Origin of the sequence: Gallibacterium salpingitidis (assembly GCF_030517105.1) — a bacterium.
Classification (GTDB): domain Bacteria; phylum Pseudomonadota; class Gammaproteobacteria; order Enterobacterales; family Pasteurellaceae; genus Gallibacterium; species Gallibacterium salpingitidis.
In genome coordinates this window covers 268,371-291,010 of record NZ_CP103875.1, presented here as the reverse complement: position 1 = coordinate 291,010, position 22,640 = coordinate 268,371, and the positions used below count along the sequence as shown (strand labels likewise).

The window sequence follows — 22,640 nt, the reverse complement described above, 5'->3', positions numbered from 1 at the left end:
CTTATGATCCAATATCTTATTGTGGCAGGATTATTTATTGGTGCGATCGCCTATTTGATTTACCACTTTAAACAAAAACGTGCGAAAGGTAATTCCTGTGGCGACTGTTGCCGTTGTGGAACATCAACAAAACAAAAATCTTGTCATTAATATCAATTACTAGAGTACATTATCTACAAATAATGTACTCTTATCATATTGAAAAATATTAATATTTAGTTTTATCACTTTTATTCTGCCATAATTCAAATGCGGCAATCGCTTCATTTGGCAATATTCTCTCTGCATGTAAGCGGCGATTTTCAGGTTTAAGTGCTAACTCTTCATAAATAAAAGCATCATCAAAACCAATTTCCGCTGCATTATCTTTATTGTTGCCATAATACATCCGATCTAAATGTGCCCAATAAATTGCCCCTAAACACATTGGACAAGGTTCACACGAGATATAAATTTCATATCCACTTAAATCAAATGTCTGTAATTTTTCACACGCAGCACGAATCGCACTAACTTCAGCATGAGCGGTAGGATCACAATTCGCAGTTACTCGATTCACTCCTGTGGCAACAATTTCGTTATTCTTCACAATAACTGCAGCAAAAGGACCACCACCATTTTTAACATTTTCAACAGAAAGGACGATGACCTTTCGCATCAAATCATTTTTTGTCATTTTTAGCTCCTTAAATATTAGGAAACCTTCACTCTCAAGATACTACTTTTATTGAGGAATACCTAACGAAAGGTAGCAAAATTTACCACTAAAGAGTTAAAAAAAATATCTGCCAAATTTTATCGAAAAAATAATATTTTTTCGTGGCAATGCGCTATTTTTAAGCACTTTTATTAAATTTTTATTAATTTTTTGAGAATGAGATCAACTTTTTAAAAAAATCTACTTTACTAAAATTTAGCATTTAAATAATCTTGTTGACGCATTAACACAACTCACTCATACACATATAGAGGTAGGCCTATGAAAAAAACTATGTTTAAAGTTCTTGCTACTGTTGCTGCATTCGGAGCTATTTTCTCAGGAAGCGCATTAGCAGCAGATCCAATTGTTATTAAATTCTCTCACGTTGTTGCTGATGATACTCCAAAAGGTCAAGGCGCTTTATTATTCAAAAAATTAGTTGAAGAAAAATTCCCAGGTAAAGTAAAAGTTGAAGTTTATTCAAACTCATCTCTCTATGGTGATGGTAAAGAAATGGAAGCATTATTGCTCAACAACGTACAAATGCTCGCTCCATCTCTTGCTAAATTTGATAAATATACCCCGAAAATTCAATTATTCGATCTACCATTCCTTTTCGATGATATCCAAGCAGTAGAACGTTTTGAAAAGAGTGATGCTGGTAAAAGCTTACTTAACAGTATGAAAGATAAAGGTATTCTTGGTTTAGGCTACTGGAACAATGACCTTAAACAACTTTCAGCTAACAAAAAATTAGTCTTACCGAAAGATGCTCGTGGTTTGAAATTCCGCGTACAAAACTCTGAAGTTCTTGATGCGCAATTCAAACAACTTAATGCCGTACCACGTAAAATAGCATTTGGTGAAATGTATCAAGGTTTGCAAACTGGGGTAGTAAATGGTGCTGAAAACCCATACTCAAATATCTACTCACAAAAAATTAATGAAGTGCAAAAATACATTACTGAATCCAACCACGGTTTGCTCTCTTACATGGTTATCGTAAACAGTAAATTCTGGGATGGCTTACCAGAAGATGTTCGTAACGGCTTAATGGAAGTTATGGCTACCGTTAGTGATGATGTAAACAAAAAATCACATGAGTTCAATCTTGCTGATAAACAACGTATCCTTGATGCAAAAACCACAGAAATCATTACTTTAACGCCTGAACAAAGAAAAGAATGGCGTGATGCAATGCGTCCTGTCTGGAAAAAATTTGAAGATAAAATCGGTGCAGATTTAATCAAGGCAGCCGAAGAATCTAATCAAAAATAATCTGTAAAAATACAAAGTGCGGTAGTCATACCGCACTTCTTCCTGATCAAGTTTGTAAGGACCTTCTATGCAACAATTTAATTACCTCTGGGGAAAACTCGAGGAGTTCATGATTGCATTTTCCCTAGCTCTAATGACTTTGGTCACATTCGTCTATGTTATGTTTAATAATCTTTATACTCCCTTCTATGACCTAGCGGATGCGTACCCAAGTTTAGAATCAATCCTCGTTCCTATTGCAACATTCTGTATGACAATCGCACAAGAAATGACTTGGAGTGTTGCTTTAACAAAATTATTTTTCGCTATGTTAATCTTTTTCGGCGCCTCTTATGGCGTTCGCACTGCGGGTCATATCGGAATCGATGCTATCGTAAAAAAATTCAGCACACCAGTGCAACGATATATCAGTATTTTTGCTTGTCTTACCTGCTTAATTTATGCAGGTATCATTATGGTAGCAAGCGTAGATTGGGTGAAAGCATTATTAATTGCCAATGTCGGCGCAGAAGATTTACAACATTTCGGTATTCAACTCTGGCACATTGGTATGATTATTCCAATTGGATATTTCATGATCTTCGGTCGCTTTGTTGAAATCTTTGTTCGCTTATTACAAGGTAAACAAAATGATCTTGGTTTAGCTGATGAAGCGAAAGATGCTGTAAAACTACAAGATTCTGAAGAATGAGCTAAGGAGTAATCTATGACAGTTGTTTTCTTATTTGCATGTTTATTCTTCTTAATGTTTATCGGTGTACCAATTGCCGTTGCATTAGGATTATCAGGTTCTCTAGTCATTATTTTATTTAGCCAAGATTCCATCAGCTCTGTTGCTATCAAGCTATTTGAAACTTCAGAACACTACACTTTATTAGCAATTCCATTCTTCCTACTTGCAGGAGCCTTTATGACTACCGGTGGTGTAGCGCGCCGTTTGATCGATTTTGCCAACGCAACCGTAGGGCATATTCGTGGTGGTTTAGCGATTGCTTCCGTATTGTCTTGTATGTTGTTCGCAGCACTTTCAGGATCAAGCCCAGCAACAGTGGCTGCCGTAGGTTCAATTGCGATTGCTGGTATGGTCAGATCGGGTTATCCAGTAGAATTTGGTACTGGTATCGTCTGTAACGCAGGTACTTTAGGAATCTTAATTCCACCATCAGTGGTAATGGTGGTTTATGCGGCTGCAACTGAATCTTCTGTGGGCCGTCTATTTATGGCTGGTGTGGTACCAGGATTACTCCTTGGTGTCGTTTTAATGGTTGCTATCTATATCGTAGCACGTTTAAAAAATCTTCCAGCATTACCAAGGGCTAGCGTAAGAGAATGGTTTAGGGCGGCAAGAAAAGCATTATGGGGATTGATCTTAATGGTCATTATCCTTGGTGGTATTTATAGCGGTGCATTTACGCCAACAGAAGCTGCTGCTGTTGCTGCGGTTTACTCTTTCTTTGTATCAGTCTTTATTTATAAAGATATTAAACTTAAAGAGTGTCCTAAAGTATTGCTTGAAGCTGGTAAGTTAAGCATTATGCTGATGTTTATCATTGCTAACGCTATGCTATTTGCCCACGTATTAACCACAGAACAAATTCCACAACAATTAACTCAACTTGTAACTGAAATGGATTTACAAGCTTGGCAGTTCTTAATTGTGGTTAATATTGTGTTATTAATTGCTGGTGCTTTTATGGAACCATCTGCAATTATCTTAATTTTAGTACCGATTCTTTTCCCTATTGCAACACAACTTGGTATCGATCCAATTCATCTCGGTATCATTATGGTTGTAAATATGGAAATCGGTATGATTACACCGCCAGTTGGTTTGAACCTCTTCGTATCTTCTGCAATTACGGGATTATCTTTACCGCAAGTTATTCGTGCAGCAACACCTTGGTTATTACTAATGTTGGCGTTCCTAATTGCAGTTACCTATATACCAGCAATTTCGCTCGCATTACCAAACTGGATTGGTGCGGTATAAATTAAGGTATCTATCACTATAAAGGCGCAATTATTATTGCGCCTTTTTCATAAGTAATTTACCTAAACTCTATAACGAAATAACCCAGCATTTCTGCTGGGTTATCTATCATTTATTTTCGTCATATTGTTTTAAGATGACATACATTTCATCTTTTAAACGTAATTTCATTTTCTTTAATGTTTCGATTTCCTCTTGGGTACCATATTCAATTTTATCTATCATATTTTGTATTTTATGATCGAGTTCATTATGCTCATCAAATAACTTGGCAAAATGCTTATCTTGATTTTTTAAGACACTAATTAGGTCGCGATATTCTGGAAACATAATTTTCTCCTCTGGATAATTTCTCATCATTAATATAGCGTTTTTCCTAAATAGCTGCTGTGAACAACATCACACTTTACCTATTTCCTGCTTAATTTTCTGTAGTAATGCAGTACAACATTCATCTAACAACGCATAAGTTTCAGCGAAATTTCTGGTGTACCAAGGATCTGGAATATGATCTTTCACCAGTTGCGGACACAGTTCTGTAATTTTGAACAACTTTTCTGGATGATAACCAAACAATGCATTGAGATCTTCCATATTGCTATCATCCATACCAAGAATATAGTCAAAATGTTGAAAATCTTGTGCTTTGATTTGTCTGCTACGAAAACTATTACTTTCAATTTTATGTAGTTCTAGCATATCAGCAGTACCACAATGCATACCTTCTCCGCTATGCCATCCTGCTGTACCCGCACTATCTACGCTAATATATTGATTTAAGCCTGCTTGTTGTACTTTATGCTTAAAAATAAACTCTGCCATTGGTGAACGACAAATATTCCCCAAGCAAACAAATAACACATTGATTTTCTTCATTTTCAATCCCAAAACTATCCAATAAAAAAGGCAGATTAAACTGCCTTTTCCTCAATATAGCAAGTATTAAATCAGCTTAACCACCCTAATTCATACACAATAAATAATAGAGCAAAAGCTGTTAGATATAACAACCCAATGATAGAAAGCCAATATAATGCGCCTTTCACACGTTGTTCACCTCGTTTTCCTTTTAATGCCAACAATAAATTCAAAGTAGCGAAAATAGGAGTTGTTACAAAAGAGGCGATCATCGCGAATTTCAACATTGGTCCTAATGCATTATTAAAGAAGAAAATGATCATCGCGCCAGCAGCAGTTGCAAAAATAAACGAGATATTCAAATAAGTCGCTCTTGTTCCTTTTTTATGCAATAACAATCTCAAGCTTTCAACATTAGTACGTGAATAGCCATCGATCACAGTCAAAGTGGTACCAAACATACAAAGGAAGGCAATTAAAGCGATTAAACCTTTTGCCCACTCACCAATTGTTGCAGAATACATTCCGATCAATTGCGCAATATATTTACCGCCAACCATCTCTACAGGTACACCAGATCCATACTGTACTAACGCACCTAACGCTAGAAAAATAATCGCTAAAATCGCTGTGCCAATATAACCGACATTAAAATCAAAAATACCATCACGATAAGAAACTTGTGTAATACGCTTTTTCGCGACAACCCACATCGAATTGATCGCCGAAATCTCAATTGGTGCAGGCATCCATCCCATTAATGCAACAATAAAGGCTAGTGCACCTAATTGCCATGGACTTTCACTCACATATCCTTCTGGAGCTACTCCACCTCGCACAGCTGCAATTCCTACCGCTAATACTGTAGCCACTGTTAGACAAATCATAACCAATTTAGATAGACCATCCAACAAGCGATATTGACCCAATAGCAAAATACCAAGACTGACAATCAAAACCGTTAAACTTAAAGTAGGCACTGGTAACGGCAATACGAAAGATAAAATAACCGCAGACAATAATGCTACTGCTGCTGCATTGATCATGGTGGCAAAAACATTTAATAGAAAGAAAATCCACAGATAAAATGTTCCTTTCTCCTTATATCCTTCTAACAATGTTTTATTCGTATCTAAAGTGTATTGCACACCAAAACGGAAAAAAGGATATTTAAAAAGATTAGCCAGAATAATAATAATGGCTAATTGCCATCCATAAATTGCGCCTGATTGAGTTGATGCAATCAAATGTGATCCACCAACCGCCGCTGATGCCATTAAAATACCTGGGCCTAATGCCGAAAGACGGCTTTTGATAGTAGATGCTTGTTCATCCATAGTGATTGTGTTCATTATTTATTCTCTTTTTTTGTACTCAATTAACATTATCGAAAAAATAACAGCACAAAAGAATTTAGAGATCAACACAATGAAATTGTCCATATTCCAACTAAATATTTATAAAAAACTATCTTTTTATAATTTATAAGAATAAAAAAATCGGATTGTCTCATAATAAAGAGATTTGTTTGTTATCTAAAATTATCATTAGAGTTTAATTTTTTTAATGAAAATACCTAAAGAAAAATCTAGTTGCTGATTATTTAGACTATTGACGACAAATATTGTGATAGCACTTTGTTATTTCAGACAAAAAAGTTTCACTAATTGCTAAAGTTTCAAGTACAATCTCCACTTCACCAAAACAAGCTCAATTTTTATGTTACTCACAATTCTTTATTTAATTGGTATTACTGCTGAAGCTATTACCGGGGCCCTTGCTGCCGGTCGCGAAAAAATGGATATTTTTGGCGTTATTATTATTGCTTCCGTTACTGCTATTGGTGGTGGTTCAGTACGTGACGTTTTATTAGGTCATTATCCTTTAGGTTGGGTAAAACATCCTGAATATATTGCTATTGTAGCTGGTGCAGCAGTACTCACTATTATTATTGCGCCACTCATGCGTTACCTAAAAGCAGTGTTCTTAATTCTTGATGCCTTAGGTTTAATTGTATTTTCCATTCTTGGTGCCCAGGTCGCTTTAGATATGGGGCATGGCTTTATTATTGCTTCCGTAGCAGCAATTATCACTGGCGCATTCGGTGGTGTCTTGCGTGATTTACTTTGTAACCGTATTCCTTTAGTGTTTCAGAAAGAGCTTTATGCCAGTATCGCCTTTCTAGCAACAGCAATTTATATTGGTTTACAACAAACTCATATTCCACAAGATATTGTGATTTTAATTACTCTTGCTGCTGGATTTATCTCTCGCTTACTAGCTATTCGTTTTGGTCTAGGTTTACCTGTATTCGACTATCAAGAGGATAAAAATTGGTCTTGGGTAGATAAATTACCGAAGAGGAAAAAATAGATAATGAACGAAATCACTTTTTATCAATGTTTTCAAACCAATATCTTAAATGGCAGTAAGACTATTACTATTCGTGATGCCAGTGAAAAAGAGTTCACTATTGGTAGCATCATTGATGTTTTCACCTATGAACAACATCAATGGTTCGCCAAAATCAAAATTTTGGCAATTACCCCGATTATGTTTCAAGAACTGAATGAACACCATGCGGAACAAGAAAATATGACCTTGCCAGAGTTACAACAAGTTATCCGTAATATTTATCCAAATACCGAACAACTTTATGTCATTCACTATCAATTAGTCACTGCTGATGAAACAGAACGCTGACGCCAATAAGTGGCAAATTTAGGCTTACCTTTGGCAGTTTCACCGCGATATTTATAGGTAATGACGCTGCCAATTGCTGGCGGATTTGCACGATCTGCCAACGAAAAACCAGAACCAATTTTAAAAGTACCGCGATGATTCTCACAAGTCAGTGATCCCATTACATTATGAAACTGCCCTTTGCCTTTATGATGTGCAATAACAGTGCACTCTTCATCTTGATAACGTTTTAATTTCAAGATTTGGCTACTACGACCAACAACATAACGAGCATTAGGATTACGTACTACAATCCCTTCACCACCTAATTTATCTACCTGATCTAAAAACTGTTCAATATCTTGCTTATGCTTAATCGGTAATTGCGTAATAATCTCAATATAGGGCGACGGATGCGTCGTTAGATAATCTTGCAACACTTGTAAACGCTGGAATAGATTTCCTTCTGCCTGCGGTACATCAAAGACATATAATTTCAATTTATTCCAACCTTTATCGCCAGAACTACGAGTAATGCTGGAAATCTCTTCAAATTTTCCACGCTCACTAAATAACTCACCATCAATCGCAAAAGGTGGGAATTGTTCAATAAAATAAGCTGGTGGGTGTAAAGGGTTATCTTGTCGAGTTAATAATTGTTTACCTGTCCAATAACCTCTTACACCATCCAACTTTTCACTCATTACCCAACCAGCTACGTCTTGATCCCGATACTCCTGTAATAACATCATCGTATCTTTTGCCATTACTGTAGTAATCGCAATGAAATAACATAATAGATAATAACAATAACGCATAATAGCCCTCTCTAATCGATTGGGAATAACATAATTAATACAAAGAAAATTAAGAATAGTAATTTGATAAGAATGTGAACTGACTCGAAAAAATAAAATAAAACTATTGATACCATCAGAAATCTAATCGGGTAGGAGGTCAGGGATTATTTTCCTGACCGACCTCCCACACCACCCACCGTACGGTTCCGTAGTGGGCGGTTATCAGTTAAACTCCTTTGAAAGTCGCTCTTAGCGCAGCTCCAAGACATAACCATCCTAGTGACCTTAAGAACCCATTGGTGAACGTTGTTGTAAGAACGTGACTTCCCGCTATTCGCCAGTAGCCTTTTCTCGTATTCGCCCATTCCCATGCCTTCTCTTTAGACACGCCGAGTTGTATCAAGGCTCGTTGGCGCCTAGCTATGTGCTTGGTGCCCCACACTCGGGACTTTCACCCGTTAGAACGCGCTCATGCCGAGCACACAAGTAAAGGTGCGGCATCAAAGAAAGATACCGCACCTATGCCTCAGTTTCTGGAAATGCCTCTGGCACGACGTAGAACTAGAAACTCACCTTCACACCAAGTTGCGCACTGGTATCGGTGCGTCCCTTACCGAACAAGGCTTGTATATCCGCAGAAAGCGACGTGCTCTTAGACACCTGATAACCAACTCCCAAGCCCACTTCACCTACCGTGCGTCCTAACTTCGTATTTTTCACAGTAAACGCTTGACCTGGCAAGCTCGTCAACGCCGCTGTCACCCCATTACCCTTGTGCAACATATCATACGCCACACCGAGTTTCGCATTGAGATTCAAGCTGTCTTTCACGGTATGTTTCACTTTCAAGCCCACACCCGCCATTAAAGCTTGTGTGCGTTGTTTATCGACTTTTAAGTTAAACTCCTCAGCGCCTTTCTCGGTATAACCCTTGGTGTTGACTTGCGTATAATCCACACGGGCATAAGGCATTAACGCCGTATTACCCGCCGCATAGTGTAGGTTGATTCCTAAGCCACCGCGTAGAATATCCGCATGGGTATCACCTTTAGCCGTTAAGCCAAATTGGCTGAGTTGACGCTTGCCCTTGATATTGGCACGTCCTACCGCCAATTGCGCATCCACATCCACACGTTGACTCAACGCATGGTTGGTGTAAAGACCCACTTGCCATGTATCGGCTTTGAGCGTTTGTGAAGCAGAGGTGCTGCGTTCATTCGCTTTGGTATTCACATAGGCGGCGCTTAAGCCCACCTTGGTGCTGCTATTAACGCAAACATCACCACCTAAAGCGATACCATAGTGAGAAGCTTTATAGCCTGATAAGCCTTTATCACCTTTTTGCATACTCCAGTTACCAAGACCATGTACCCAAGCAGAGCGATCACCCTCACCAGCGCTACAACGGTCGGTTGGGACATAACGTTGCATCAAATCACTGGCTTCGGCTAATACTCGATTACCTGTACCTGCGAGGAGTGGCTGCATATCCACCACGGTGCGCGCCACTTGCCCATTCATCTGTAACGCATAGAAACGGCGGGCTAATGCACTCTCAGCGTCTTTGGTAAATGCCTGATCCAATATCTTGGCAATTGGTACTACGAGATTGTCACCTGCTGCCTCAACGATTTGTTCTACTTTCACATTCGGTGAAACGGCTAAATGTATCGCTTTGGCACTGTACTCTGGTTTAAAGAGGAATAATGCACTGTTATCCTCATACCGACCAAACTGACCGTTAATCTGGGTGTCAGTCGTGAACACATTTTCCACTGTTCCTGCATTATCTGCATAGTCTGCCGCATTAATCACTAAGCGACTATCTGGGGCAAGGTTAATATCGCCCGTGCTATGTAAGTGTGAATGGTTATTGAGACCATTGACTACCACTGAGACGGTACCGCCATTATCCACCGTTAAACCTGCGACTTGTTGAGTCACCCCTGCAGGAAGTACAAGGGGTTGTGGCGCAGTGACAGGTGCTGGCTCAGCGGCACGCAATAAGGCGCGGAAACGTGGCTGAGGGGTAGTGCTAGGTTGAGCGTTTACTTGTTCAGACTCTACTAAACTTAAACCAAGCGTAGCCCCACTTTGTACGCGTACAGCACCGCTCATCCCTACGCCTTTCTCTAGAGCAAGCGTACCTGTAGTTACCTCAGTATCACCTGTATAGGTATGTGCACCAGTAGCATAAGTCAACGTATCTGCACCTTGCTTAATCACATTACCTGTACCAGTAATAGTGTTAGCTAATAAGCGGGTTAAGGAGGTTAGCTGTAATTCACCATTATTTTCAACACGTTGAGTAGATTTAATTGCTGCGACATCGGTAGTGAGTTTAGCACCCGCATCAATCGTGGTTTTCTCTATCGCAAGGGCTGATGCAGTATTCTCACCAGCGCCTTTGACTTCCCACTGCTTAAACTCGCTCGCCACTTGATTCGCCTGCATGGCTTTAAGTGAACGTAAGGTGATTTGGTCTTTTAAGCCAATATCCGCAACACGCGCAGAGACTGCATCACCAGAAGTTTGCTCTGTCTCTAAGACGGTACCAGGTGCACTAGAGAAATTCGCGGTATCTTTGGCTAAGTTCAACGTGCCTTTATCAAGGTTTGTCGAACCACTTAAGATAAGCATTGCATCGCCTTTCGTCGTTAAAGACTGTTCAGCACCTAGCGCCACATCTGCCACTTCCAACACACCTTCCACTAGTGTATCGCTTAATGCTAAGTTTTCAGCCCCTACCGCCAATGCGTCACCTGCGATAGCCCAGTGCTTGAACTGATGGGTAAAACCATCGTTGGCGGTAAATGAACCTGTGGTGCGTAGGGTTACTGCCTCTTTACCAGTGACTTTATCACTGGCGATAAGCCCGTTTTGAATCTCGCTGCCACTACCTTTGGCGGTACTTAAGATGACATCGCTAGCAAATTGAATAGCACCGCTACCAGCCTCTAGGGTACCGTTATCTAAGTTAGTTTCACCCGCGAAAACGAGTTTACCACCGCTATTTTTTAGGTGTTTATCCACTAACGTAAGCCCAGTCACCGTCAACTTACCATTATCAAGCACCTCTGTCGTATTAGCTAGATTCGCAATGCCATCGGCGGTGCTATCTTGACCAGCGACTTTCCACATACCGAATTTAGCTGTAAAACCGTCGTCAGCATTAAACTCTCCTGTGGTATGCAATGTTGCTTCCTCACTGGCAACGATCGTGCTTAGCAGACTGTTTTTACCCAATAAGGCCGCGCCACTTTCTGCTCCCGTCGTTAATACGGCTGTACCGAAAGATGTTGTACCACCGCTTAAATTCACCGTACCGTTATCAAGATTAATATTGCCTGCAAAAGTTAGTTGACCACCTGTGTTTTCCAGTGTTTTATTTTCCAATTGAAGATCAGTGACCGTTAACTCACCGTTTTTGATCACCTTAGTGGTGTTGGCGAGATTATCTTCGCCACTAACCTGACTATCTTTACTCGCCACTTCCCAAGTGCCAAACTTCGCCGCAAAACCATCATTAGCATCAAACGAAGTTCCCTCTGTGCTTAGTATAGCTTTATCACTGTTGGCAATCTTGCTAATGCTTTCGACATTACCTAATAACTCGGTACCGCTGGTTTTCTTCGTCTTGAGAACAGTATTTTCATCAAAACTCGTATTGCCATCAGTTAAGGCAATCGTCCCCTCATCAAGATTAATTTCCCCCGCAAATACGAGGCTACCGCCTTTGTTTTCGACGTTTTTCGTACCATCTAGTGTAATACCTCTTAGAACGAGTGATGCACCTGTCAAGATTTCCGTATCCTTTGATAAGTGGTCATTATCCCTTACCGTTGCGTTACCACCCGCAATCTGCCATTTACCGAAAGCACCCACGTTTTCATTGGCTTCAAAGTCAGCCGTGGTTTTCAGCGTAGCACCCGCTTTACCTTCGATGCTGTTAATCGCACTGCCTTGAATCACATCAAGACTGCTCAAGTCTGTCTCTAATACAGCTCCTTTTTTAAAGGAAGTCTTACCGCCGCTAAGCGTTAACTGACCATAATCCAGATTGGTCACACCAACGAAAATAAGATTACCACCTGTATTCTTGAGAGTTTTGTCATTTAAAGTAAGCCCTGTGGCGGTTAAAGTACCACCTTTTACCTCAGTAGTCTTTGCTAAATTCTCATTACTATTAACTGTCGCATTACCGCTTGTTACATGCCATTCTTTAAATACGCTAGATTCTGCATCTGCGGTAAAGTTACCTGTGGTTTCGAGGATGGTATCGCCTTTGCCTGCCACCTTATTGCCTGTCAACGCCTTATTTTGGATAGCCGCAACGCTAGTTGCTTCGGTAGTGAGTACTGCATTTTCGGCAAACGAAGTGGTGCTACCTTCTTTAAGGGTGAGAGAGCCTTTATCCAGATTAACATTACCTGCAAGGGTTAAGGTGCCTCCTTGGTTATTGGTGAGGGTCTGGTCAGCATCCATCGCCCCTAAGGGAAGGTCTGTTACGGTTAAACCACCACCATCAAGTACCGTGGTATTTTTACCTAAATCAGCGCCTGTGGCGGTGTTGCCTGTTCCTGCGACTTCCCAGACTTTAAATTGCTTAAGATTATCACTCATTGTAAAGGCATCAACAGAGCGTAAAGTCGCATTGGAGGTGTTTTTGAAGTTAAGACCTGCTAGGTTACTTAAGCCTGTTTCGAGAGTAGTATTACCATCCAAATTAATAACAGCGCTACCACTGACATCAGCGCCTTTATTGAGGGTGAGCTTTTTCGTAATCGCAAGCTCACCTCCCGTGAGGACAAGTGATTTACCAGTGCCTAGAATGACATCACTAGCTTTTAATACTCCTTCGGTGACCTTTAGATCTTCCATGCCTAACTCAGCATCGGTCATATCAAGTGTGCCGTTAAGCGTCCAAGTCCCTGAGCCACGTTTTTCTAGGGTATCAAAGACATCATAGGTGGTTTTTAACGCATCAACATCAAACGTCAAATCCGTAGCTGTACCACCGAGAGCAAGGGTATTTTTTTTGCCATTGTCGCTGCGGATAACGTCATTACTAGGAGTACCATCTTTATCAGAACCCGCAGCTAAGGTAAAGGAATCAGGAGAGGATTGTAGTTCGAGGACGTTTTTGACAGTGCGTTTAACAACTTCACTCTCGTCGTTACCTATAATAGTTTTATAAGAGAAATAAAGCGCAGCGCCTGTGTAGCTTGGGTCGGTTTCGGTGGCTTGTCGACTTTGATTACCACCGCGAATAGTAGCCCCAGCAGCGAGAGTTAATGTACTGTTACTAATAAAGACCCCATGACCACCGTACCCCCCCCCCCCCTTAGGTGTTTTACCTGCTACAGGATTACCACCTTCACCGCCTTGGATATTACCTGAAATGATGGCAGAGCTGTTATCTCTGAGCACGACACCATCACCCCCCTTTGGCAGAAAAGACTCCGTTATAGTCACGACTACCTCCTTTACCTGCGATGACAGTTCCAGTGATAGTCGCATCACGGCTATCTTTTAAGTCTATCCCATGACCTCCCACTATGCCTGAACCACTTCCTACGTGCTCTTCATATGCCCCCCAACCTGCAACGATATCAGCACTGATATTGGCCTTCTGACTGTTGTCTAGGACAACACCTTTGGTCGCTGTACATATACCATTCCATGCAATCCATTGGCAGCGTACCGCCCAGCCGCCCCAATCATTATTTTGCAAACCAGCGGCCACAGAGCCAGCGATAATAGCCTTATCGCTATTTTTTAGTGTTATGCCTGCAGTTAGGTAGTGACGTGGTAGATTAATGTTGCCGTAGGATGCAAATTGCACGTGGTCGAACACCATGGTGGTCCTATCATCTTCTTTATCATAAGGTAAAATGGGAGATGCAACTAACGATGAGTCTCTATTGAGTGTGAATGATGCATTGGCAGCATTTATTTGAAGCTTACCTGCAGCAGTGATTGAACCCGTAATTTCTGTATCTGCATTGTTGATGACAAAATTGTCTGGATTAACTACGTTATTGATTTTGAATGAACCATTATTTATCGTAATGTTTTTATTATTTGCCCATATAACACTCTCTCCTAAAGTGAAAACACTATCAATAAGCTGTATATCTCCGTTGATGGTCATGGAGGGGTTGGTGTTCTTGAATTGAGCTGATGTTGCTGTTAGGTTATTAACATTAGTGAAAGTTACATCATCTTCGACAGTAAGTGAACCGCCATTGACCAAAATATCGCCATTACTGAAAGAACTACCACTTTTTAGGGTGACAGAACTGTCAGTCGCATTAATAGAACCATCAATAGTACCTTGTATGGTTAATTGACTATTGCTTAATGACATTGCATTACCAGCTGCCCCCATTGTCCAGCAGCACCTTTAGTAATATCTCCTTTGATATTAAGAGATCCCCTTGTCATGACTAAAGCTGTACCTCCTTTGCCTGCGTATCCCATGTACCAACATTCATCAGCTGTACATTCTCCCGATAGACCTCCAATAAGGTTTCCTGTGAGTGTGACTTCACCTCCTGAGATGACAAGAGCTTTTCCTCCTTCGTTAGACAATTCATGACGCTGTATCCTTGTTTGTCCTCTTCCTCCCCGTAAGTTGCCAATGATGGTAACCTTGCCACCAGACACTTCGATAGCATTGCCACCGCCCACAGACTCTCTAGTTTCCCAAGTAGCTTCCCCAGGTTTCGTCCCTCCTGTAATCATACGATCTGCTGCATTTACTGTCGCATCATTTGATAGTGATAGCACTGGGTCATCACCATTATCATCGGTGCAGTCTTGTGAGAAAGTGTAAACCGGGGTTCCTTGAGATGAAGTTGAGGTAGTGTAATCTGTACCAGCGTTACAAGCCGCCCAAAGGGGGGAAGGGGAAGAGCGTAGCGAGAATAAGCGAGATTGCTCGTAAGCGTTTACTGGTGCGGTTTAGCGCAATGCGGGGGGGGGGGGGTAGAGTTCTGTCGACTAAAGACCTCGTAGAGCCTGATTTACCGCGTGAACGCGTGATTTCTGAGGCACATTGCCAGAGGTTTAAAGTCGTGTTCCAGATGAGTTTGTAGGCGTGGTTCATGGTTATATCCTCATAGTTAGTTTACACATTTAATACAATTTTTCATAATATCCTAATCTAATCAAAAAAAACTGTGAGTTATTACAAAAATCTCAACTATATTTTGTAACATAGCTATTGTCTTTGTTGCTTCACCCAAAAAGATAAGACAAAGAAGATGAGGTAATTATTAATAAATACAAATAATTTGAAACCAAAAGAATGGTATTGATGAACGATTTATCTCGAAATGATGAAAAATATGAGTGTAGTGGTAGACTAATTCCGCAGTCCTCAATAGGTAGTAAACTATCACAAAAAGAGGACAATTTAATGAGAAGAACATTTAGCCCAGAATATAAAGCTGCGGCAGTAAAATTGGTGACCGAACAAGGTTATTCCATCCCACAAGCATGCTTGGAATTAGGGATAGGAGAAACGGCATTACGTCGTTGGGTAAAACAAGTACAAACAGAACAACAAGGTTATATGTTACCAAGCAGCAAGCCGATATCCCCCCTCCCGCACTCGGGACTCTCACCTGTTAGAATGCGCTCATACCGAGCACACTATAAAAAACTGCACCTTTATTTGTTGGATAATAAGTCCAACTTTTAGGGTGCAGATCAATTTAGTTAAGTTTTTCCTTTTATTTCAATATGATAGAAACAATTACGCTTTATGTTTCATTGCTGGGAATAAAATAACATCACGAATTGAAGCTGCATTAGCAAATAACATTGCTAAACGGTCAATCCCTAAGCCTTCTCCAGCAGTTGGTGGTAAGCCATGTTCAAGCGCAACTACAAAGTCTTCATCTTTAAACATTGCTTCATCATCACCAGCTTCTTTTGCTGCCACTTGAGCATCAAAGCGTTCATTTTGATCTTCTGCATCATTTAATTCAGAGAAACCGTTACCAATTTCACGTCCACCAATAAACAATTCAAAACGATCTGTTACTTCTGGATTTTCATCATTACGACGCGCTAATGGAGAAATTTCTGCTGGGTGTGCCATTAAGAAAGTTGGTTGAATTAAGTGATGTTCTGCTACTTCTTCAAAAATAGCATTAACTAAGCTACCCAATCCCCAAGATTTTTGTACTTCAATACCTAATTTTTCTGCTACTGCTTTAGCACGATCAAGATCATACAGATCTTCCTTAACAATGCCTTTCTCTGCACCATATTTTAACACAGCATCGTGCATTGTAATACGCTCAAATGGCTTACCGAAGTCAAACTCATATTCACCATAAGGCACAATCGTAGTTCCTAAAATATCTAGTGCTAATTTACGTAACAACTCTTCTGTGTTATCCATTAAATCATGGTAATCAGCATAAGCTTGGTAATATTCCAACATCGTAAATTCTGGATTATGACGAACTGATACCCCTTCATTACGGAAATTACGGTTTAATTCAAATACTCGTTCAAAACCACCCACAACAAGACGTTTTAAATATAATTCTGGTGCAATACGGAGATACATATCAATATCTAATGCATTGTGGTGAGTAACGAATGGACGTGCTGAAGCACCACCTGGAATCACTTGTAACATTGGTGTTTCCACTTCCATAAAGCCTTTACCAATGAAATATTCACGAATGCCTGCAATCACTTTAGAACGAATAACAAAAGTACGACGAGATTCTTCATTACTAATTAAGTCAAGATAACGTTGGCGATAACGCATTTCTTGATCGGATAAACCATGGAATTTATCTGGTAATGGGCGCAATGCTTTGGTTAATAATTCAACACTGGTACAACGCACCGTCAACTCATTGGTTTTAGTTTTAAATAATGTACCCTTCACACCAACAATATCACCAAGATCCAACATTGCCATTAATGCCTCATATTCACCTTCCGGCAATAAATCGCGAGCTACATATAACTGAATTTTACCGCTCATATCTTGGATAGTGATAAAACTTGCTTTACCCATTTTGCGACGAGTCATAATACGACCAGCAACTGCCACCGCAATTTCTTTCTCTTTTAATACTTCACCGTCTTCACTCTCATACGCAGTATGTAAATCACCTGCAAGGCTGTCACGACGGAATGTATTTGGAAATGCATTGCCTTTTGCTCTTAAACTCGCCAATTTTTCACGACGAGCCAGCATTTCGCCATTAAGATCTAGTTCTTGATTTTGTTCTGACATAATTTTTTATACCTTTATCTTCAATTACTTTTATAATCCAGCTTTTAAACTCGCTTCAATAAAGCGATCCAAATCACCATCTAATACTGCTTGAGTATTACGATTCTCAACACCTGTACGTAAGTCTTTAATTCGGGCATCATCTAATACGTAGGAACGAATTTGACTCCCCCAACCAATATCTGACTTACTATCTTCAAGTGCTTGTTTTTCTGCATTTTTCTTTTGTAACTCAAGCTCATATAATTTTGCTTTTAATTGCTTCATTGCTTGATCTTTATTTTTGTGCTGTGAACGATCATTCTGACACTGCACCACAATACCACTTGGCATATGTGTAATACGCACCGCACTTTCAGTTCGGTTTACGTGCTGCCCACCTGCACCAGATGCTCGATACACATCAATCCGTAAATCAGCTGGATTAATTTCAATATCAATATCATCGGTAATTTCAGGATACACAAACACGGCACTAAATGATGTATGACGACGATTATTTGAATCGAAAGGACTCTTACGCACTAAACGATGGATACCTGTTTCAGTACGTAACCAGCCAAATGCATATTCTCCACTGACACGAATCGTTGCAGACTTAATTCCAGCCACATCGCCATCAGAAACTTCCATTAATTCTGTTTTAAAACCTTTACTTTCTGACCAACGTAGATACATCCGCAATAACATTTCAGTCCAGTCTTGTGCTTCTGTACCGCCTGAACCAGCTTGTAAATCAACATAACAATCTGCACTATCATGTTCACCGCTAAACATTCGGCGAAACTCTAATTTAGCCAATTTTTCTTCTAGTTGATCTAATTCAGCAACCGCTTCATCAAACGTTTCTTGATCATCAGCTTCAATCGCTAACTCTAATAAACCATCAACATCTTCTAAACCTTGCTCAAGATTTTTGATGGTATCTACTACTGCTTCTAATGAAGAACGTTCTTTACCTAAGGCTTGCGCTTTATCTGGATCATTCCAAACATCTGGCTGTTCTAATTCCGCATTGACTTCTTCTAAGCGTTCGACCTTACTATCGAAGTCAAAGATACCCCCTAAGCGCTAGGGTTCTTTCACCAATATCGCTAATTTTATTTTTAATAGGGTTAATTTCAAACATACAATTTCATTCTTACCTAACATTAGAAACCCGCAATTATAGAGTATTCCATCTCTTTAGCCTAGTTTCTTTAGTAGAAATTTGTTAGTCGGCTAAGGATTTATGATAGAATACGCCACTTATGTAAAAATCAATACGCTAAACGTTATCACTTTATTAGTACAAAAAATTAAGGAGGAAACTCAATGAAATCAGAATTAGATACTTCAACACTTTCCTACCGAGATAAAATGGCGATTGAAGAATATGAGCGTCTTAGTCCTCGCTTACTCTATGAAATCATTCGTCAGGATGGGATTGAGGAACTAACTCGACCAACCAAAGCATTAATCTTTTCCGGGATTACCGCTGGTTTAGTCGTAACATTCTCTTTTGTATTTAAAGCGATTTTTACCGCTTATGTCCCAGATCAACCTTGGGCGCCTTTAATCACTAATATGGGCTATACCGTAGGATTCCTATTGGTGATTTTAGGGCGAATGCAGCTTTTTACTGAAAATACTATTACCACTGTTGTACCGCTATTTAATCCATTAACTTGGCGTAAAGTTACTGCGGTTTCCCGTTTATGGTTTATCGTATTTGTTTCTAATTTAATTGGTACAGCTTTAGCAGCACTATTTTTACAAAATCATCAAGCATTTAATCCTGAATTTGTACAGGCAATGCATGAAATCGCCATGCATGTCAAACATATGACAGTTTCAGAAAACATCTTAAAAGGAATTCCTGCTGGGATTTTGATTGCTTCCATCGTATGGATGATGCCATCAGTACATAGTGGAAAATTTATTATGATTTTCTTCTTTATCTATTTGATTGCATTAGGCGATTTCGCTCACGTTATCGTTGGTTCAGCAGAAATTGCTTACCTAGTTTTCCAAGGGGAAGCGTCACTATACGACTACTTTATCACTTTCTTACTGCCAACCTGTTTCGGTAATATTCTCGGCGGTACTGTAGTCTTCACTATGATGATTTACGGTCAAGTCAATCAAGAGATTGAGTTAAAAGCAAATCGTTAATACACAAAAAACGGCAGATAATCTGCCGTTTTTATTAACATACTTTATAACAATTATGCATTTAAAATCTTACGAATTTCTTCCGCGCTTAAATGATATTCATGTGGGCAAGCACGCCACGCTGCCAACATTTTTTGGTATTTATCTGCCATACAAATTTGTGCATCAGTATCTTCAGTATGGAACACAACATCAGTATAAAGCTTTTCAACTTCACGTAGAAATTTCACATATTGGCAGAATTTCTTTTCCCTAATCGCACAATAACCAATAAATTTAGTTTGATGTTCACTGATCACTGATTTATTTGTCAAATTATTATAAGAAACTTGTAGCGCATGATACATCTCTAAAGTATCACGAACCATCTTACATTCAGCTTCATTTAAATAAGAGAAACCTTTATCTAATTCTTGTAATTCTTTCGCAAAACCACACTGAACAATCGTTTTTAAACGGCGAAAATGATTTGCTTGTTCAGGGTTAAGTAATGCCATTAATTCATATTGATTAGCTAAAATCAATCGCTGGGTGGAGGTCATTTCCATGATGCTATCCTTCTTAAAATACTAAAAAACTTTGACGGCGCTTACTGTAAAAGATTAACGTTCGCCTGTCCTTAATTTGAATCAAAAAAAGAGAAAATAGACACTATTAGTCAATTTCATCAACAATATTTTTATCTAATGTTTCTTTTGCTTTTGTTTCTGCCTTACCATCTGAAACTTTAAACTGTAAATTTTGGAAGTACGCTTCTCGATAAGTCACATAAGGATCCTGAGCTTGTTTTAATAACGCATCTTGATCTAGAACACTGGCTCGTTTATCCACACCTTGAATTCCCCATTTTAATAAGCCCCAAGGCCCTAATAGCGATAACATTGGATAAGTCATATCCACCAAATGTCCGATATCTTGACGTGGTGTTGCAGCACCATATCCTGGCAACACAACATAACTCCCGGTTCCCATTCCATAGTGTCCTAACATATCACCAAATTCACGACTTTCTTGTTTTCTCAACGGTTTACTTGCACTAGCAATATCAATAAATCCTGCTAAACCAAATACACTATTAATCCAAAAGCGATCAAAATGCACCATTGCCTGCTTAAAATTTCCTTCCAACAAACGATTCACAAAACTCATTGGTTCATCAAGATTACTGGTGAAATTCGTTAAGCTAGTTTTCACTGGATCTGGCACATAATCACGCCAGCCTTTCGCCACTGGACGTAATACATAAGGATCAAGATAATTATAGTTTACATTCCACATCGCACGATTAAATCCTTGTAATGGATCATTACGTTCGCCAGTTTCAGTGTGACTTGCACACCCTGCGGTTATTGCTACTGCCATCACAGCAGGCAAAAATTTTTTTGTTAGAGCTTGTTTCATCATCTTCTTCTCTCGCTAGTCAATTGCTTTATATTCTAATCAAATTTTCTTACGATTAAAAATACCTTTAAATTGAAAATAACACTTGCATTTAATGAATAAAAATTCAATTATATCGCATAATTTTTCACATATACTGAATATTTTCATTTGTATTTAAACGTTTGCTCTATTAAAATATTGCGATTTTTTCATTTAATGAAAAAACATTCAGACACGATTTAGCCAATATGGTAAAACTATAATGAAATTACCGTTTGATCTAAGTTGTGGTTAATGAGCATTCGTAAGTGTTCGACCAAACACATAAATTAATTTAGGAGTAATTGATGTCTGAACAAGCTATCCTCGTCCTTGCTGATGGTTCGATTTTTCGTGGTACAGCTATCGGCGCATTAGGACATACGATTGGTGAAGTTGTGTTTAACACTTCAATGACGGGTTATCAAGAAATTCTCACCGATCCATCCTACACCAAACAAATTGTTACATTGACTTACCCTCATATCGGTAATACAGGTACAAATAGCGAAGACGTGGAATCCAATGCTATTTATGCTGCCGGTTTAATTATTCGTGATTTACCGTTATTACACAGCAACTTCCGTAGTGAAATGTCATTACAACAATATCTTACACAAAATAATGTTGTAGCGATTGCGGATATTGATACCCGTCGTTTAACACGTCTATTACGTGATAAAGGAGCGATGCCTGGTTGCATTATGGCAGGAGAAATTGATGAGAAAAAAGCACTCCAGTTAGCCCAAAGCTTTGGTTCTATGGCAGGTAAAGATTTAGCCAAAGAAGTCACCTGTAATGCACCTTATGATTGGACTGAAAAAGTATGGCAATTAGGTGTTGGTTATCCAAAACAAACTAATTTCCGTTTCCATGTTGTAGCTTATGATTTCGGGGTGAAACGCAATATTTTACGGATGTTAGCGGAACGAGACTGTCGCATCACGGTTGTCCCAGCAACCACACCAGCCCAAGAAGTATTAGCGCTTAACCCTGATGGGATATTCTTATCTAATGGTCCAGGCGATCCAGAGCCTTGTGAGTATGCGATTACCGCGATTCAAGCATTATTAGCAAGTAAGAAACCAATTTTCGGTATTTGTTTAGGTCATCAGCTCTTAGGACTTGCTGTTGGCGGTAAAACCAAAAAAATGACATTTGGTCATCACGGTGGCAATCATCCTGTCGAAGATCTCGATACCAACAAAGTATTAATTACTAGTCAAAACCACGGCTTTGAAGTCGATGCAGAGAGTTTACCAAATAATGTACGTATTACTCATCGTTCATTATTCGATGGTTCTGTACAGGGATTTGAATTAACTGATCAATCTGCATTCTCTTTCCAAGGACACCCAGAAGCAAGCCCTGGTCCACATGACGTAGCGTATCTATTTGATAAATTTATTAAAGAAATGGATATTGCAAGTCATACCTTGACTGCTAGTTCATATGTAGTCCGTTAATTATGAAATAATAAAAAGA

22 protein-coding genes are annotated in these 22,640 nt (G+C 39.4%); 9 read left to right on the top strand and 13 right to left on the bottom strand.

The window, feature by feature from the left end; all coding sequences use genetic code 11:
- The first annotated feature begins 3 nt into the window (after positions 1–3).
- Positions 4–150: a FeoB-associated Cys-rich membrane protein gene (locus NYR30_RS01390; protein WP_082966186.1), complete on the top strand. Its 147-nt coding sequence runs from the start codon at positions 4–6 to the stop codon at positions 148–150.
- Positions 151–208: 58 nt separating this feature from the next.
- Here NYR30_RS01390 and NYR30_RS01385 read toward each other — a convergent pair whose 3' ends face one another.
- The gene (locus tag NYR30_RS01385) at positions 209–676 is read right to left on the bottom strand and encodes a nucleoside deaminase (protein ID WP_302501656.1); all 468 of its coding nucleotides are present in this window, start codon (positions 674–676) and stop codon (positions 209–211) included.
- 303 nt (positions 677–979) lie between these two features.
- Between NYR30_RS01385 and NYR30_RS01380 the strand changes: the two genes are divergently transcribed.
- The 3 genes from NYR30_RS01380 to dctM all read left to right on the top strand — a co-directional run bounded on the left by NYR30_RS01380 (position 980) and on the right by dctM (position 3,968).
- On the top strand, positions 980–1,978 hold the full coding sequence (locus NYR30_RS01380; RefSeq protein WP_066421655.1) for a TRAP transporter substrate-binding protein: 999 nt from the start codon (positions 980–982) through the stop codon (positions 1,976–1,978).
- A gap of 250 nt (positions 1,979–2,228) precedes the next feature.
- Positions 2,229–2,669 (top strand): TRAP transporter small permease, encoded by a 441-nt coding sequence (locus NYR30_RS01375; protein ID WP_302501655.1) that lies wholly within the window; start codon positions 2,229–2,231, stop codon positions 2,667–2,669.
- A gap of 15 nt (positions 2,670–2,684) precedes the next feature.
- The gene (dctM, locus tag NYR30_RS01370; RefSeq protein ID WP_066109838.1) at positions 2,685–3,968 is read left to right on the top strand and encodes a C4-dicarboxylate TRAP transporter large permease protein DctM; all 1,284 of its coding nucleotides are present in this window, start codon (positions 2,685–2,687) and stop codon (positions 3,966–3,968) included.
- Positions 3,969–4,076: 108 nt separating this feature from the next.
- On the opposite strand, the gene NYR30_RS01365 is transcribed toward dctM, so the two are convergent.
- The 3 genes from NYR30_RS01365 to NYR30_RS01355 form a co-directional block, all read right to left on the bottom strand.
- A complete protein-coding gene (locus NYR30_RS01365) occupies positions 4,077–4,298 on the bottom strand; it encodes an HP1242/YdcH family protein (protein WP_066109841.1) in 222 nt (73 codons plus the stop codon).
- 69 nt (positions 4,299–4,367) lie between these two features.
- Positions 4,368–4,844 (bottom strand): low molecular weight protein-tyrosine-phosphatase, encoded by a 477-nt coding sequence (locus tag NYR30_RS01360; protein ID WP_066113491.1) that lies wholly within the window; start codon positions 4,842–4,844, stop codon positions 4,368–4,370.
- Positions 4,845–4,915: 71 nt separating this feature from the next.
- The gene (locus NYR30_RS01355) at positions 4,916–6,178 is read right to left on the bottom strand and encodes an NRAMP family divalent metal transporter (protein WP_066113493.1); all 1,263 of its coding nucleotides are present in this window, start codon (positions 6,176–6,178) and stop codon (positions 4,916–4,918) included.
- Positions 6,179–6,545: 367 nt separating this feature from the next.
- On the opposite strand from NYR30_RS01355, the gene NYR30_RS01350 reads away from it, so the two are divergent.
- Together NYR30_RS01350 and yqfB are read left to right on the top strand one after the other, a co-directional pair.
- Entirely contained in the window at positions 6,546–7,199 is a 654-nt protein-coding gene (locus NYR30_RS01350) for a trimeric intracellular cation channel family protein (RefSeq protein ID WP_066109850.1), read from the top strand.
- Between the two features lie 3 nt (positions 7,200–7,202).
- Complete coding sequence (yqfB, locus tag NYR30_RS01345; RefSeq protein WP_066113495.1) at positions 7,203–7,529, top strand: N(4)-acetylcytidine aminohydrolase; 327 nt, start codon at positions 7,203–7,205, stop codon at positions 7,527–7,529.
- Here yqfB and NYR30_RS01340 read toward each other — a convergent pair.
- From NYR30_RS01340 to NYR30_RS13650, 5 genes are all read right to left on the bottom strand, one after another.
- On the bottom strand, positions 7,496–8,326 hold the full coding sequence (locus NYR30_RS01340) for a DNA ligase (RefSeq protein ID WP_066113497.1): 831 nt from the start codon (positions 8,324–8,326) through the stop codon (positions 7,496–7,498). The genes yqfB and NYR30_RS01340 overlap by 34 nt on opposite strands.
- 543 nt (positions 8,327–8,869) lie before the next feature.
- Positions 8,870–13,783, bottom strand: coding sequence for an autotransporter domain-containing protein (locus tag NYR30_RS01335; protein WP_302501650.1), 4,914 nt, complete (start codon positions 13,781–13,783; stop codon positions 8,870–8,872).
- Positions 13,746–14,699 carry a hypothetical protein gene (locus tag NYR30_RS01330; protein WP_302501649.1) on the bottom strand — a complete coding sequence of 318 codons (954 nt, stop codon included), beginning with the start codon at positions 14,697–14,699 and terminating at the stop codon, positions 13,746–13,748. The genes NYR30_RS01335 and NYR30_RS01330 overlap by 38 nt, the downstream gene beginning before the upstream one ends.
- On the bottom strand, positions 14,669–15,100 hold the full coding sequence (locus tag NYR30_RS01325; RefSeq protein ID WP_302501647.1) for a hypothetical protein: 432 nt from the start codon (positions 15,098–15,100) through the stop codon (positions 14,669–14,671). The genes NYR30_RS01330 and NYR30_RS01325 overlap by 31 nt, the downstream gene beginning before the upstream one ends.
- Positions 15,101–15,194: 94 nt before the next feature.
- A complete protein-coding gene (locus NYR30_RS13650) occupies positions 15,195–15,419 on the bottom strand; it encodes an ESPR domain-containing protein (RefSeq protein WP_367401229.1) in 225 nt (74 codons plus the stop codon).
- 312 nt (positions 15,420–15,731) lie between these two features.
- On the opposite strand from NYR30_RS13650, the gene NYR30_RS01320 reads away from it, so the two are divergent.
- Complete coding sequence (locus NYR30_RS01320; protein WP_302501646.1) at positions 15,732–16,016, top strand: transposase; 285 nt, start codon at positions 15,732–15,734, stop codon at positions 16,014–16,016.
- A gap of 54 nt (positions 16,017–16,070) precedes the next feature.
- Here NYR30_RS01320 and lysS read toward each other — a convergent pair whose 3' ends face one another.
- Positions 16,071–17,579, bottom strand: coding sequence for a lysine--tRNA ligase (lysS, locus tag NYR30_RS01315; RefSeq protein WP_302501645.1), 1,509 nt, complete (start codon positions 17,577–17,579; stop codon positions 16,071–16,073).
- A 30-nt stretch (positions 17,580–17,609) separates the two neighbouring features.
- A protein-coding gene (gene prfB / locus NYR30_RS01310) for a peptide chain release factor 2 (RefSeq protein WP_156545361.1) occupies positions 17,610–18,708 on the bottom strand; the annotation gives its coding sequence in 2 pieces (ribosomal slippage) (positions 17,610–18,632 and positions 18,634–18,708; 1,098 coding nt in all).
- 185 nt (positions 18,709–18,893) lie between these two features.
- Here prfB and NYR30_RS01305 point away from each other — a divergent pair.
- Positions 18,894–19,733 carry a formate/nitrite transporter family protein gene (locus NYR30_RS01305; RefSeq protein WP_302501644.1) on the top strand — a complete coding sequence of 280 codons (840 nt, stop codon included), beginning with the start codon at positions 18,894–18,896 and terminating at the stop codon, positions 19,731–19,733.
- Between the two features lie 53 nt (positions 19,734–19,786).
- Here the strand turns inward: NYR30_RS01305 and NYR30_RS01300 are convergent, their stop codons facing one another.
- On the bottom strand, positions 19,787–20,281 hold the full coding sequence (locus tag NYR30_RS01300; RefSeq protein ID WP_302501643.1) for a YfbU family protein: 495 nt from the start codon (positions 20,279–20,281) through the stop codon (positions 19,787–19,789).
- A 106-nt stretch (positions 20,282–20,387) separates the two neighbouring features.
- Positions 20,388–21,137 carry an MlaA family lipoprotein gene (locus tag NYR30_RS01295; RefSeq protein WP_302501641.1) on the bottom strand — a complete coding sequence of 250 codons (750 nt, stop codon included), beginning with the start codon at positions 21,135–21,137 and terminating at the stop codon, positions 20,388–20,390.
- Between the two features lie 326 nt (positions 21,138–21,463).
- Between NYR30_RS01295 and carA the strand changes: the two genes are divergently transcribed.
- The gene (gene carA / locus NYR30_RS01290; RefSeq protein ID WP_302501640.1) at positions 21,464–22,621 is read left to right on the top strand and encodes a glutamine-hydrolyzing carbamoyl-phosphate synthase small subunit; all 1,158 of its coding nucleotides are present in this window, start codon (positions 21,464–21,466) and stop codon (positions 22,619–22,621) included.
- Positions 22,622–22,640 lie beyond the last annotated feature (19 nt).